This is a genomic window from Pseudomonas sp. UTLPPB19802 (genome assembly GCF_059730225.1).
Genome location: NZ_AP048545.1, coordinates 4,282,791 through 4,296,795, shown reverse-complemented (window position 1 = coordinate 4,296,795; position 14,005 = coordinate 4,282,791). Strand labels below are relative to the sequence as shown.

13 protein-coding genes are annotated in these 14,005 nt (G+C 60.2%); 5 read left to right on the top strand and 8 right to left on the bottom strand.

Features of this window, described 5'->3' with window-relative positions; all coding sequences use genetic code 11:
- Positions 1-204: 204 nt before the first annotated feature.
- Positions 205-1,500 (top strand): cytochrome P450, encoded by a 1,296-nt coding sequence (locus AC6I6U_RS19025; protein ID WP_497877570.1) that lies wholly within the window; start codon positions 205-207, stop codon positions 1,498-1,500.
- On the opposite strand, the gene AC6I6U_RS19020 is transcribed toward AC6I6U_RS19025, so the two are convergent.
- A complete protein-coding gene (locus AC6I6U_RS19020) occupies positions 1,486-1,863 on the bottom strand; it encodes a c-type cytochrome (RefSeq protein ID WP_497877569.1) in 378 nt (125 codons plus the stop codon). The two genes, AC6I6U_RS19025 and AC6I6U_RS19020, sit on opposite strands and share 15 nt — an antisense overlap.
- Positions 1,864-1,920: 57 nt before the next feature.
- Positions 1,921-2,757, bottom strand: a complete 837-nt coding sequence (locus AC6I6U_RS19015) for a hypothetical protein (protein ID WP_497877568.1) — start codon at positions 2,755-2,757, stop codon at positions 1,921-1,923.
- 219 nt (positions 2,758-2,976) lie between these two features.
- Here AC6I6U_RS19015 and AC6I6U_RS19010 point away from each other — a divergent pair, with 219 nt between their 5' ends.
- Positions 2,977-3,267 (top strand): hypothetical protein, encoded by a 291-nt coding sequence (locus AC6I6U_RS19010; protein WP_497877567.1) that lies wholly within the window; start codon positions 2,977-2,979, stop codon positions 3,265-3,267.
- Between the two features lie 285 nt (positions 3,268-3,552).
- On the opposite strand, the gene AC6I6U_RS19005 is transcribed toward AC6I6U_RS19010, so the two are convergent.
- Complete coding sequence (locus AC6I6U_RS19005; protein WP_497877566.1) at positions 3,553-4,302, bottom strand: hypothetical protein; 750 nt, start codon at positions 4,300-4,302, stop codon at positions 3,553-3,555.
- Between the two features lie 196 nt (positions 4,303-4,498).
- On the opposite strand from AC6I6U_RS19005, the gene AC6I6U_RS19000 reads away from it, so the two are divergent.
- A complete protein-coding gene (locus tag AC6I6U_RS19000; RefSeq protein ID WP_497877565.1) occupies positions 4,499-5,260 on the top strand; it encodes a substrate-binding periplasmic protein in 762 nt (253 codons plus the stop codon).
- 194 nt (positions 5,261-5,454) lie between these two features.
- Positions 5,455-6,825 carry a cache domain-containing protein gene (locus tag AC6I6U_RS18995; protein ID WP_497877564.1) on the top strand — a complete coding sequence of 457 codons (1,371 nt, stop codon included), beginning with the start codon at positions 5,455-5,457 and terminating at the stop codon, positions 6,823-6,825.
- Here AC6I6U_RS18995 and AC6I6U_RS18990 read toward each other — a convergent pair.
- Entirely contained in the window at positions 6,822-7,163 is a 342-nt protein-coding gene (locus tag AC6I6U_RS18990) for a hypothetical protein (protein ID WP_497877563.1), read from the bottom strand. The genes AC6I6U_RS18995 and AC6I6U_RS18990 overlap by 4 nt on opposite strands.
- A gap of 225 nt (positions 7,164-7,388) precedes the next feature.
- Here AC6I6U_RS18990 and AC6I6U_RS18985 point away from each other — a divergent pair, with 225 nt between their 5' ends.
- Positions 7,389-8,000, top strand: coding sequence for a TetR/AcrR family transcriptional regulator (locus tag AC6I6U_RS18985; RefSeq protein WP_497877562.1), 612 nt, complete (start codon positions 7,389-7,391; stop codon positions 7,998-8,000).
- A gap of 571 nt (positions 8,001-8,571) precedes the next feature.
- Here AC6I6U_RS18985 and AC6I6U_RS18980 read toward each other — a convergent pair.
- The 4 genes from AC6I6U_RS18980 to AC6I6U_RS18965 form a co-directional block, all read right to left on the bottom strand.
- Positions 8,572-9,804 carry an MFS transporter gene (locus AC6I6U_RS18980; RefSeq protein ID WP_497877561.1) on the bottom strand — a complete coding sequence of 411 codons (1,233 nt, stop codon included), beginning with the start codon at positions 9,802-9,804 and terminating at the stop codon, positions 8,572-8,574.
- A gap of 11 nt (positions 9,805-9,815) precedes the next feature.
- Positions 9,816-11,918, bottom strand: coding sequence for a TonB-dependent receptor (locus AC6I6U_RS18975; protein WP_497877560.1), 2,103 nt, complete (start codon positions 11,916-11,918; stop codon positions 9,816-9,818).
- A 362-nt stretch (positions 11,919-12,280) separates the two neighbouring features.
- On the bottom strand, positions 12,281-13,588 hold the full coding sequence (locus AC6I6U_RS18970; RefSeq protein ID WP_497877559.1) for a chloride channel protein: 1,308 nt from the start codon (positions 13,586-13,588) through the stop codon (positions 12,281-12,283).
- Between the two features lie 140 nt (positions 13,589-13,728).
- Positions 13,729-13,959 carry a DUF1652 domain-containing protein gene (locus AC6I6U_RS18965; protein ID WP_497877558.1) on the bottom strand — a complete coding sequence of 77 codons (231 nt, stop codon included), beginning with the start codon at positions 13,957-13,959 and terminating at the stop codon, positions 13,729-13,731.
- Positions 13,960-14,005 lie beyond the last annotated feature (46 nt).

Genomic DNA, 14,005 nt, shown 5'->3' with positions numbered 1-14,005 from the left:
CAGCAGACCCGACAGCAGTTTGGTTTTTCTCATCGACGACCGACGAATGGCCTTGGGTGACGTGGACCTGCCAGCGGCGCAGGAGGCGGCGGGCTAGGGTACTATGCTCATCGCGGGAGCCAGGCTCAGCCCGGAAAGCCCATGGCACCTACCCGAGAAGGCCCTGGACAAGGGCTGTCCACCAGGTCGCAGCGAGACGCAAGCATGCTCGAAGCCAACCCAAATTGTCCCATCCGTCGTCGGCTGGCCCACCTACCGTGGGTCGGCGATAACCGTGCAGGCGCGCGCCACTGGCTGGAGATCCAGCGCGACCCGTTGGCGTGGCTGCAGAAAATGCAGGCGATGCAGCCGGACGTCGCCGTCATGCGCATGGGGCCACAACGGGTCTGGTGCCTTTTCCATCCGCAAGCGGTGCACGAGCTGATGGTCGAGCATCGCGACGACCTGCGCCGCTGGGCGCCAGCACTGTGCATGCTCAAGCAATGGAACGGGCGCAGCTTCATGATGCGCGAGGGCGAACCGGCACAGGCACAGCGCAAGGCGGTTCGCCCGCACATAACGGCACCGGCGGCCAGTGATGTGCGCCAACTGGCCGCGCAGTGGGCGGAGCGGATAGAGGAGGGGCGTGAGTATGACCTCGACCTGGAGATGGCAGCGTTCAGCGCCACCCTCAGCGGCCACGCCCTGTTCGATGTCGACCTGGAGCCGGCGGCCTACCGGATTGCCAAGGCGGTTCGCCTGCTGTCGCGGGTGGCATTGCTGGAAATGTCTACCGGGCTGCCGCTGGGGCACTGGTTCCCGAGCAAGCTCTGCCCACGCAAACGCTGGGCCCTCGGGCAATTGCGAACAGTGGTCGACGAGGTTGCCGAGCGGTCTCCACGACCTCTCGCCGAAATGCGTGATGAGCTTTGCACGCTGCTGATGGCGTCGCACCAGTCCACGGGCGTTACCTTGACCTGGTGCCTGCTGCTGTTGGCACAGCGCCCGGAATTATCCGAGCGACTGCGTACCGAACTGGCGCCCATCGACTGGCCAGCCATCCGCTCGGTCAGCGACCTGCGCAACTGCCCCTTGCTGCGGGCGGTGCTGCAGGAATGCCTGCGTCTGTATCCACCGGCCTACGGCCTTGCGCCGCGACAGGTGACGGCAGATATCGACGTGTCTGGCCATTCGCTCAAGCGTGGCGACGTGGTCATGGTTTCCAGCTGGATCACCCATCGCGACCCGCGCTGGTTCGACGCACCGCTGGAGTTCCGTCCGGAGCGCTTCCTGGATTCGGCAACGTGGCCCCGCGGCGCCTATTTTCCGTTTGGCCTGGGGGATCGTTCCTGCCCCGGAACGGCCATGGCGATGATCGACCTGGCTGCGGCGCTGGCCTACTGGGTGGAGCATTGGGACATCGTGCACGACGGCGAGCTGGCACCGCGGGGGTGGTTCTCCCTGCGTCCGCAGCGGGCTCGGGTTCGGTTCGTGCGCAGAGCCGGGTCAACGAGCGTTTGAAATCACCCCGGTCATGTACTCATTCAAGTCGCGGAAATCCTTGACGGTCCAGGCGTGCGCCGGAATTTTTACGCCGTTTTCCTGCAAGGTCCTGGGAATCAGGTCTCCATTGGGACGCAGTATGACCGAAGAAACGATAACGCCAGGATAGTCATGCAGTCGCTTTTTGAAGGCTAGCGTTGTCAGGTCAGGGGTAGGGGGGCTGCTTTTTTTCGCCAGCGGCCCGGTTGCCTTGATATCCGGGCCGTGGCATACGGCGCATCTCTGCAGGTAGAGGGCTTTCCCATTGGCATTATCCGCGAAGGATAGTGTTGTTTGAGCTAACGACAAAATCCCTAGCAGCGGGATGAATAGTGCTTTCATATTTCCTGATAAGCCTTCTGATCACGGTTTTTTCCTGGTATTGCGCCCAGCGCCGCCTCAGTGTTCCTGAGGCACAGAGGGCTTGTCGTCTTCTTTTTTAACCAGAATTTCGACGCTGTAGTCCTTCAGCGGAATGATCTTGGGGCGGCCATTTTCATAGAGGGCCAGCCTGGAGCCTGAGGTTGCCACCAGAAAGCCCGAAGCAATGATTTTCTCGCCGTCCTTGACCACGTAACAGTGCTTTTTGGCCTGTTCCGAGAAGTCGCAGCCCTTGGCAAAGATCTCACGGTCGCGCTTCAGGGTCTGATCGGCGCCGTAATTGCCGATGCCGGCCGGAAGAAGCACGACAGGCAGCAGGATGAGCGGTATCAGCATCACTACAGTCGTGATGGCCGCGGAAAGCACCACGAGCCCACTGGAAAGCGCGACATATCGATTGCGCGTGTACTTTTCGACAACGCTCTTTATTCGAGCATTTTTTTCCAGCTTCTTGATGACCACCAGCTCAGCGGAGAGCGCCAAGATAAAACCGGCGATGCTGAGCCAAACAAACGGATTGCGCAGAAAACCGGTCCAGTTGCCCAACGACTCGATCAAGGCCACGTAGGCGAACACGAAATAATCCCGAGCTTCAGCCTCGAACAATCCAGACGGAACGCTGAGAACGCGCAGGTAATGTTGCCAGTAGATCAACCCGGTCATGTACGGTACGGCGTAACCGACGAAGCCAAGAAACGGCAGTACGAGCATCCAGGGGAATTGGCTGGCGGATTTGGTGACGACGGCAGGCGCAGTCGTATCGATCTTTTCTTCAGCGCTCATCGGAATCCTTTCGTGTGGTGGCTGATCAAGTTGAGAGCGCATAGCGCCCGAGCTGAATTTGAGCAGGCGCATTCTACGTTCCAGCGGGCAGATTCGACGAGGGGCAGTGTGAGCGTTGGTTATCCATATATGTTATTTAACATAATATACATTATGCGTAGTATCATATGCGCCGCTCAGGCCGCTTCCCCTCAGAATCCACGAGCCAAACCTTACGAAAATCACCGCCTTACGATAACGTCTCGCTGTTGATGATTTCACCGATCACATCGCCACGGTCAAGGACGCTTCATGAAATGGATGCCCGCCACACTGATGCTGTTTGTCTGCAGCACAGGATTTGCTCAATCGATCACACAGCCTTTTGCTGCCCAGGTCCAGAAAGTTTCAGATACCGTACTTTGCGAAACCTACAAGGGAATCCACACGGAATTCGGCAACGTCATGAACAAGCAATGCCGTGATCGTGATCGCGCTCGCGCCGCGTTCGACAGCCGGCCAGATGAAAAGACGCTCAAGGACTGCATCAAGCCCGGTAATGTGATCGACGACGATGTCAGGAAATGCATGAAAGGCCTTTGATCTGGATAGACTATGGAATGGTTCACGCCTGTAGGCTTCAGGACCACGGCGTGTTACTGAATCCTGCCTCGTGTGGATCGCGGTGGCTGGCCGCTTGCAGCGGATCGCCAGCAAGCCGGCTCCCACCTTGATCGAGTTATCTTTGGGCTTGGGGGCTTTGCCAATGCCGAGCAGTAAAGGTCGCAACTTGTTTACTGGGAAAAATTCCCCTGCTACAGCGACTTCAGGCAGTTCAGGTAATAACTCAACTAAATAGAGATTTAGTTGAGTTATTGAAAGTCCCCGTCAAATCGAAATAAATGCCAGAAGCTCATTCCGAAAGTTGGCTGGAGTCAAAACCTGCTGTTTGGTATGCAAGCTGAGGGCCTTGTCGAAACCGTACTGCTTTGTGTCATGTACAACCGCCACCGCACGTCTGTACTCATCAGCTAATAGATGCGGCCCATTGTCTATTTGATAGCCAGGATGCAGTTTGGCATTCTCCGCTACTGCATGAGCGAAAAGCCCTCCCCATATCTCGTAAAGCGCATCGAACGGTGGAAGACGCATGTTGAAGGGTATATAGCGTGTCATGAGCAGATACCGCTCTGCGCCGGGTAGACGAGCCATGGCATTGAGGTCTTTCTGAAGCTGGTCCGCATTCCATGACAGCGTCTGCTGGGAGAACGCAACGGCCATGCCCTCGGAGAACCAGGTTGGTAAGGAATACATCTTCTCTTCGCCCAGCACTTGATGCTGAAAAACATGCACCAACTCATGATGGATCAGACGCTTTGCCTTCTTGAGTTCGTAGATCCCCTCTTCATCCGAATGCTGCGGATTCAGATTCAGCGTTGAGGATAGATGCAGTTCCAACTGATGAAACCGTGCTTCTCCTCCGTCACCCTCCTTTACAACGATACTCGGCATCTTCCATTCCACTGACACCGCGTCAAACTGCTCGGCACAGCGTGTGAACGCGCGTCCGATTTCATCCTCGATCCACGTTTTTACACTGGGTGAAAACTCACCCTCGAACCGGATGTTGCTGTCCATCAGTGAATTTCCTGTGTGTACGCATGTCCTTGTATAAATGGGGCATTTTCGCAACAGGACAAGGTCGCGACAAAAATTTTCGGCGCTCCCGTTTAATGAACGAAGCCCCCCCCTGGTGCTCAGATGCTACGCTGAAGCAATCTGCTATCAGCCAGGCAACTGCCGAATGACACCTGCCGTGCTAGAGATACCTGCCATGCAATCGATCAAACACTCATCGACTGCCCGTTCCTGGCTGCTTGGCCTGAGCCTGTCACTGTCGTTGCCGGTTGCACAGGCCGCGTTTACCGCGCCCTCTCCCATCGAACTGTATATTCTCGACGCGCCGCCGCTGACCTTTGTCGATGACTCACATGGCCATGGAATCGTCGGCGAAATCGTCGTGCAGGCCATCGCCGAGATCGGTTATGTCGCCCACATCCAGGCGCCGCCCTGGGCCCGGTCGCAGCGGCATGTCAGTGAAAGGCAGGATCTGCTGATCGCACCGCTGACCCGCACGCCGGAACGCGAGGACCGTTTCACCTGGATCGCGCCGATCATGAGCATGGATCGGGCGTTTTTCAGTCTCGACCAGCCGGTGAGCAGCTACGACGAGGCGAAGAAGGCCTACCGGGTGATCGGCGTCGGCCTGGGCAGCGCGCAGGAAGAGATCCTGCGCAGCCAAGGTTTCAGCGAGGACCAGATCTATCCATTGACCATCGGCGACAACCCCGCGCAGATGCTGCTCAAGGGGCGCATCGATGCCTGGTTCAATGGTGTTCCGGAGAGCCGGCATATCTGGCCCAAGAACTCCGATCGCCCGCTGTTCATGAGCCCGGTCATGAGTTCCGCGGATGTTTACCTGGCCTGTTCGAAACAATGTTCCGCGCAGTTGGTGAAAGGTTTGCGGGCGGCAGTCGAGGCAATGCGCCGTGACGGGACATTGCAGCGATTGCAGGCCCGCTACATGCCAGAGTGATAGCAATGCTCCCTTCCCTCCTCCTGTGCAGTGAACTCAGCAATACCAATACAATTTTCTTGTTTGTGTACACCTTGTTTCCGCTGGGTGGAACTGGCCCAATGTAGTTGTACGATGTCTTTAGGCAAATCGGCAGGACGCCCAGCGGTTTCCACCCATTGCCAGACAGCCCCCCGAGCCGGACAGGAGCACCAATGCAGCTCAAACACAAAGTCGTCGCCCTCGGCATCCTGCCCCTGGTGCTGGCGATCGCGGTGATCTGTGGCCTGGTGATTTCCCTCAACCGCCAGTTGGGCGACCAGCAGGCGCACCTGATCGAAAGCAGTATCCTGGCCAGCAAGCGCGCCGACCTGAAGAACTACGTGGCCCAGGCGCAAAGCCTGATTGCCCCGCTGTATGACGACGGCAACGGTGATGAACACGCGCGGGAGCAGGTGCTGGAGATGCTGCACAAGCTCAACTTCGGTATCGATGGCTACTTCTTCGTCTACGATCGCGAAGGCCGCAGCCTGATGCACGCGCGGCAGGCGGAGCTGGTGGGCCAGGATCTCTGGAACATGAAAGACCTGCACGGCGTGACGGTGATCCAGGCCCTGCTGAAAACCGCGCAGTCTGGCGGCGGCTTCCAGCGTTATGCCTGGAACAAGCCGTCGACCGGGCAGGTCACCGACAAGCTTTCCTATGTGGTGATGCTCGATCGTTGGGGCTGGATCGTCGGCACCGGTATCTATCTGGAGGATGTCGACCAAGCCACCCGTCAGGCCCGTGATGAGGTGGCCCGGGGCATTCACCGGACCATGCTGGAGATTGCCGTGGTGGCCCTGGTGGCGGTGTTGCTGGTGTTCGCCGGCGGGATGCTGCTGAATTTCAGCGAGCAGCGCCTGGCCGACCGCAAGCTGCGGCACCTCACCCGGCGTATCGTCAGCCTGCAGGAAGATGAACGTGCCCGGATCGCCCGTGAATTGCACGACGGAATCTGCCAGCTACTGGTGGCGATCAAGTTCAAGTTCGAGCTGGCCGGGCATGTGTTCGAGAAACAGCAGTATGCCAAGGGCCTGGGGATCCTGAGAGACGCGACCGAGCGCATGGGCGAAGTGATCGGCGAAGCACGCAACCTGTCCCACGACTTGCGTTCGTCGCTGCTCGATAGCCTGGGCCTGCCGGCGGCGATCGGTCATCTTGCGGCGGAATTCGAGCAGCGCACCGGGTTGCGGATGAGCTGCCGTGTCGACGAGTTCGATGGGCACCTGGCCGATGATGCGGCGGTTTCGCTGTTCCGTATTGTCCAGGAAGGCCTGGCCAATATCGAGCGGCATGCCCAGGCGAGGAACGTGTCGATCAGCCTGCGTTGCAGCGAAACCTCGATCCGCCTGACGATGGTCGACGACGGCATCGGTTTTGATGTGCTCCAGGTCACACACAGTCAGACCGGTATCGGCTTGAGCAATATCCGTGAGCGGGTCGAACAGTTGGGGGGACGCCTCGAACTGACATCAATACCGGGTAGAAGTGAACTGGATGTGTTGTTGCCAGCGAATCAGCCAGGGGCGAACGCCAGCGCCTAGAGGCATTCCTGGGCCGCCTGCTCGAACGGCGAAGCCTTGAAGGTCGAGGCGAGCAGTTGACGTTCATAGATGAAGACCTTGCCGCCCGTAGGCGCCTTGTAGGCCTCCAGCACATTGTTCGCGGCAAACTTGCTGGCCACGACGATCTTGTAGTGCCGCTGGCTCTGGGAAACCATCGGGGCCAGGGCGCGATTCTGCAGTTTCGGCACCACGCACTCGGTGTATTCTTCCGGCGTCTTGCTGGTTTGCAGGGTCAATGTCGGGTCATTGGGGGCTGATGCGCAGCCCTGGAGTAACAAGGCGGCGAAGGCCAGAACGGGAAGCAGTAGGCGGCGCATGGGCAAATCCTGGAAAGATACTGTTCGTTGGAATGGCGCCATTTTCCGGTTTGTTCCGCTTGAACGGAACTTGCGATGCTCAATGGTCACTATTACTGGAACCGATAGTTAAGCGCCCGCCCCCTGCCCCACGCTGATTGCACAAGCCTGCTTTCCAAGCGTTCAGTTTGTTGATCAAGTGGTCAGTCATCGCTACACTCGGGGGTTCAGCCTGGAGACCAATTAATGCCTGAACTACGCCCGCACTACTCGAGCCCCGATGCCCGCGACCTGATCCTGGATGCGGCGCTGAAGATATTTTCCGTCTCGGGTTTCGAGGGTGCATCGATTCGCCAGGTCGCCCTGGCCGCGCAGGTTTCACCGCCCCTGATCCACCACCATTTCAAGGACAAGGAAACCCTCTGGGAGCAGGTTGGCGAGCGTGTCACCGCCGACTTCCAGGTCTGGTTCAAGGATCTGTCGCTGACGGAAAACACCATTGATGCGCAAACCATCCCGACCCTGGTAGGCGCCTACATGGAGTATTGGAAGTCCCACCCCAGTGCCCTGCGCTTCCAACTGTGGCGCATCATGGGCAAGCAGGACGAGGAACGTAAAAGGCGCTCCGAACAGCTCAACCATCTGTTCGTGCCGATTTTTGCCAAGGCCCAGGAAGCGGGCCATGTGCGCAATGACATACCGCCCGGGCAGGCGATGATCACGGTGGGAGGGTTGATCCAGTACTGGCTGCACAGCCAGATCGAGGCCCACGACGCCATTGCGGTGACCGGTCATCCGGTGCCGGATGACCAGGCTTTCCTGGCCTATGCCCTCAGCCTGATCACCCGTCCTGCCTAGGCTATGTACGAAATCGCTTGAAACTTGGTTATGCGGCGTTAAAAAGCGGCTCGGAATGCTCATTGACAACCAGTCAACTGCGCTTCCTCGCCGCTTTTTGCCTTGCCTAACCTGCGTTTCAAACAATTTCGTACACAGCCTAGCAGTCAATCGATCGACGACTCCCTACACAGAAGTTACGCCGTGGGCTCGTGCTTGCTGATGTCGCCAACAGCGGCGATCGGAAACACATCGCACAAGAATATCCGGTCGAGAGCGTTGTTCACGAACCCGTTCTGCGGCACTGACCTGTAAAAACAGCCGCATGATGGAGTTCAGGAGAGCTGCAGAGTCAGAACTTCCATTGTTAAAGTCGGCAATTGCGAACTCCACGTTTTCACGCAAGACGAGGTAGTCGGATTTATTCATTTTCTGCCACCGGCGTCAGTGCCTTTTGCGCTATTGGCTTGCAGTCCTGAGCCTTGGCCACCCTCCCCCTTAGATACTGTCCCTTTGTCATCCAGTCCTCGCTTGGCATATGTCACTTTTAAACCTCCTGTTATCAAGTCAGTCAAGTGCCGTTGAATGGGGTTCAGCTACCGTCGGGTTGCTCCCGTAGGGTTCGACTCAACAGGGTCACGGCCAGCGGCAACGCCAGCAGTCCGATCCCGTAGAACACTGGCCAGCCCAAGCGGGTCAGGCCTTGCATGAGGGTCATCAGTACAATCAGGGCGATCAGCCGGCTGATGCCGTAGAGCGCCGCATAATCGGTCGCGGCCTGGCGGCTGTTGGCCCAGCCGAGGATCACCGCGCAAATCACCACGTACAGCCCGCTGACACCGAGGTTGATGCTGATGGCACCGAGCATCGCCAGCGTCTGATGGCCCTGCCAGGCGCCCAGCAGGAGCAGCGCCACCGCCAGCAGGCCGAATACGCAGAAGACTGCCAGGCTGGTGCGCAACCCCAACTGGCGCAGGGTCCAGGGCGCCAGCACGGCAGCGAACAGGCCACACAGCGGTGCCAGCAGGCCCACCACCGAGCCGACGGTTTCCAGGGGCACGCCCAGGTCGATCAGCATTACCCGATTCAGGCTGAACAGGCTGATCAGCACGCTGGAAACCACCGACAGCAACAACAGGCGTCGGCGCATCATCGGCTGGGCCAGGGCCCGGAACAGGCTGGCGGAAGGTTCGGCTTCATGTCGCTGGCTGACGGCGGGACGCCAGCCGAGGATCGGCAAGGTGGTCAGCGCCAGCAAGCCGGCCACGGCGAGAAAGATCGCCTGCCAGCCCAGGCGGTCGAAAAGCATCACGAACACCCCGCCACCGGTCATTGCGCCGATGCTCAGTGCACCGACCTTCATCGCCCCCGCCAGCGACCGGCTATGGGCCGGGGTGGTTTCGGTGACCAGCGCATCGAGGGCCAGGTCCATGGTTGCGGCGGCCAGGGCCACTACCAAACCCATGGCGAGCAGTGCCATGGCTGGAAGCTGCTGGCCGAAGCCGATGATCACCACGGCGATGATTGCCAGGGCCTGCATGGCCAGGATCCAGCCGATGCGGTGTTCGAACCACGGCCAGCGCCAGCGATCCACCCACGGCGCCCAGAGAAAGGTCATGCCGAATGGCAACAGCAACAGGAACAGCCAGCCCATCCGCCCCAGTTCCAGGCCCTGAGCCCTCAGCAACGGCGGCAAGCCACCCTGGACCAGCCCGAACAGGATGCCGAAGGCCAGGTACAACAGACCGATACGTGGCAACAGGCGCCAATAGTCCCGATGCCCCTCTTCCCTGGCGGCGGCGAGCGTGGAAACTTCTTCAGGCATGCCCATCGTCCTCAGAAATTCGCCGTCAGGCCGACGCCGACGACTCGCCCGGTGCCGATCTTCACCGCCTGGACCGAGGCGCTGTAGTAGGCCCCCATGGCTTCGTAGCGACGATCGAACAGGTTGTTGCCGAACAGATAGACGCCGTAGTCCTTGTTCTGCCAACCCAGACGTGCGTTGGTCAGGTCGTAGGAGCCGAGGTTGAAGGAGTTGGCGACGTCGGCCGCACGCTTGTCGAGGTAGTGGTAGTCGACATTGCCGTAGAACTCGCCACTGATCGGCACGCCCCACTGCTGGGCCGGAACCCGGTAGTCGAGCCCGAGGTTCGCGGAGTATTCCGGTACGTTGGGCACCTGGTTGCCGTCACTGGCACCGCGGGTCAAGGCGGTCACCGAGGCGTCGACATGCTTCAGTTGGGCATGGGTGTAGCCGACGCCGGCGTTCAGGCTCAAGCGCTCGGTCAACTTGAGCCGGCTTTCCAGTTCGGCCCCCACCGAGTCATAGTCAACGGTCACCGGCTGGTAGTTGACGCCGTTGTAGACGTAGAGGTGGCCGTCCTTGACGTCGTTGTAGAACACCGCTCCATTGAGTGCGATCCGATCCCCCCACCACAGGCTCTTGAAGCCCAGCTCATAGCTCCAGCTTTTCGAGGCGTCGAAGGACTGCTCGTCACGCCCGAACGGCGTGTTGGAAGAGTTCCATGGATAGTCGGCACCGACCACCCCGCGACCGATACTGATGTAGGTCATCAGGCTGTCGGACCAGTCGTAGCTGAGGCTGCCGCGGCCGGTGAGAAAGTTGTCCGACATCGACGCGTCCTGGTGGTACTGGCCGATGGTGCCCAGGTCACCGCCGCTGTAGCGATAGGCCGCGTCCTTGCTCTCGTGGGTACCGCGCAGGCCGACGGTGGCCTTGAGCCGATCGGCCAGGGGCACCGTCGCTTCGCCGAACAGCGAGTAGCTGTCGGTGCTGAAATCGTTCTTCTGCTGGCCGCTGAAGACTGCGAAGCGAGGCTGGGTAAAGGCTTCGCCATTGGTGTGGGCAGTGAACTCCGAGTGCCAGAGGTTGACCCCGGTCACCCATTGCACGTAGCTGTCTTCCCGCGACGCCAGGCGGAACTCCTGCAGGTAGGCAACATCGCGCAGGGTGCCGCGATAGCGATCGGTATCGCCGTTGAATGCCGCTTGCGGGCTGCCGGTCAGTGCCGAGTAGAGCACGCTGTCGATCATGTCCATGCGCTGGCGGAAGGTCGAATACTGGACACTCGACAACGAAGTCAGTTGTGCCCAACCCAAGTCATGGGTTACCCGCAGGTTGACCGCCGAGCTCTCGCGACTGAAGTCGTTGCGCGGGTTCAGTCCGCTGTCAGGCGTGCGCCCGCTGCGCAGGATGAAGCGTGGCGCATCGTCGTCATTGCGGTTGTAGGAGAACGTCAGCAGCGCCTGGGTATCGCCGTTGGGCAAAAACAGCAGCGAACCGCGCATGGCGCTGATCTGCGAGCCACCGTCCTTGCCGCCTGCGGCACGATTGGAAATGTCACCGCCCTGCTCGCTGTAGCGCAACGCCAGGCGCCCGGCGACGTTATCACCCAGGGCCTCGTTGCTGATCAATTCGCCCAGGGCATAACCACGGCTGCCCCCCTCAAGCCGCACCGAGCCTTCATGCTCGAATGATGGGCGATTGGGTACCACGTTGATCGCCCCACCCTGGGTATTACGCCCGTACAGGGTGCCCTGCGGGCCACGCAGCACTTCGACTCGCTCGATATCCAGCAGCGCCGGTGGCACTCCATAGGCGGACACGGGCACTTCGTCGATATTGAATACGATGGAGGTGTCGTCGGCTGACAGCGGCGAGAACGAGCCGACCCCGCGGATGTTGCCGGAGTTGCTGTACTGGCCTCCGGATTCCATGTAGTTGAAGTTGGGTACCTGCCGCGCCAGGTCGGCGTTGCTCGAAGCCGGGGAAATATTCTGCTTCGCCTGCTCCGGGGTGATCACGCTCATGCTGACCGGGACCTTCTGCTCGGTTTCCTCACGCTTGCGCGCGGTGACCGTGACGCTCTGCAGCTCAAGGGCGGGTTCGGTGCTTTCCTGGGCAACGGCCTCAGACATACTCAGGCCTGGACTCAAGATGGCGCCATACACCACCCCTAGAGCAGCCCTACCCTTTAACGATTGCCACATTGACCCGTTCCCTCGTCGATCCGTTGAGTACGCGTTTAAGAATGAGATGCAATAGTATTTTTTGACTGAACGAATAGTCAATACACTGAACACGCAAATAATAATGCCCACAGATGACACATCTGCAATCCCGTGCGCCGGTATCCGAGGGGAAATGAGGGGGAAAGTACGGGAAGCTGGTGCTAACGCGCCGATTAATCTTTCAAAGTGGCGGTAGGAAAATTTCGATGGGAATCAGTTGCCGGCAGATCCCCGGCAGCCATCTGGATCACGGGGTGTCGAGCAAGCGCCTAGCGTTTCGCCTCGGCCAGGGTTGCACACAGCCGACTCACGCAGACCGAGCCGACTACTGCGAGGATGATCGGCACCAGGAAGTCATGGTCGATACGGGTGAACTCGACCACCAGCACAATGGCGGTGATCGGCATGCTCATCGAGGAGGCAAGAAACGCCGCGGCCCCGACGATAGCGAATGCTCCCAGCGGGATGCCTGGCCAGGCCAGGCTCCACAGTCCACCGAGTATGATCGCCAGCAGTGCACCGATCGCCAGCCCTGGCGTCAGTAGGCCACCTTCGGCCCCGGCCCGCAGGCTGCTGCTGGTGATCAGCACCTTGACCACCAGCAGCAGCGCCGCCAGGCCAATCGTCAGCTCGCTGTCGAAGCCCAGTTGCGCGGGCCCCTTGCCGTTGCCGAGCACCTGCGGCAGGTAAACCGCGACACAACCGATGAGGGTGAAGTTGATCAGCGATAGAACCGGCAGTTGCCAGCCCCGCGCGGCGTGGGTCCGGGCCTGGCCGGTCAGGCGCCCGAATCCATGGGCTGCCAGCCCGAACAGCGGCCCGGCGAGCAGTGCCCAAGCGACCAGACCAGGGCTCAGGGGCAAGGTCGGTACCACGTACTGCACTTCGGCGCCCAGGCCGATCCAGGCGACACAGGCACCGATCGCCGAGGTCGCCAGGGCAATCATCGCCGCCGGCCAACTGAAGCTGCCGATCAACACCTCCAGCACGAAGATCGCCCCGCCCAACGGCACGTTGTACACCGCTGCCAAGCCGGCCCCGGCACCACAGGCAATCATCAGTCGCCGGGTTTCGGCCGGCAGGCCGGCCTTGCGCGACAGCCAGGAGCCGACCAGGGCGCCGACTTCCCGCGGGGCAACTTCGCGGCCCAGGGGGGAGCCCAGGGCGACGGTAACGATCTGCAGCAAGGCGTGGACCAGCGTGGTCTTGGCGGGCATTTCGGCGCCATCTGGGGCGACGGCCTTTTTGATGCTGACCAGTGGCCGGCCGAAGCGATACAACAACCACCAGCCCACGCCAGCAACCAGGCCACAGAGGGCCAGGACCAGGACGCGGCGTTCGGGAGAGGCACTGCTGACGCCGATCAGAAAGCTTTCATGGCGGGTCAGGCTATCCTGGCCGTAGCCATAGGCGAGGTGCTGGATGCCGTGCAGCAGCATCGCCAACAACATGCCACCCAGGCCGGCACCGATACCGGTGAGGATCACCACGCCGCCGAGCATCAGCGACTGGCGTATTTTCGAGGGGGTGTCCGGGCGGACTGCCGGTCCCTGCAATGCCTGCTGCGCCAAAGCCATTAGAGTCCCCGCATTGTCGACCGCGCCAAATACGCCTGGCACCCAGTATGGAACCTGGGTGCGGGTCTGCAAATGCTTGGGGCGGGTCGAGTCAGGTGGGGTTCAGGAAAGCGGGGAAGGCATTGCTGTAAACGGACAGATCAGCTATCCAGGCCCTGCAACGCGTTGAATTTCAGTTCGTCTCGCAGCTCTTCGAGCAGGCGTAGGGCGTCTCCACGCTGGCGCAAGCCACTCAGGGCGATGCCCGCCACCATCAAGTCGACGCGACCGGTCTCGCGGTCATAGACCCGCACGCTCAACGAGGCATCGCCCAACACGCAGTCACAAGCCAGCGGCGCGAAACCCTGTTCGAGCAGTGCACGTAGATCCATTAAAGAAAACACCAGCGAAGTCCTTCAGCAGGTTGGCTGCGAGTCG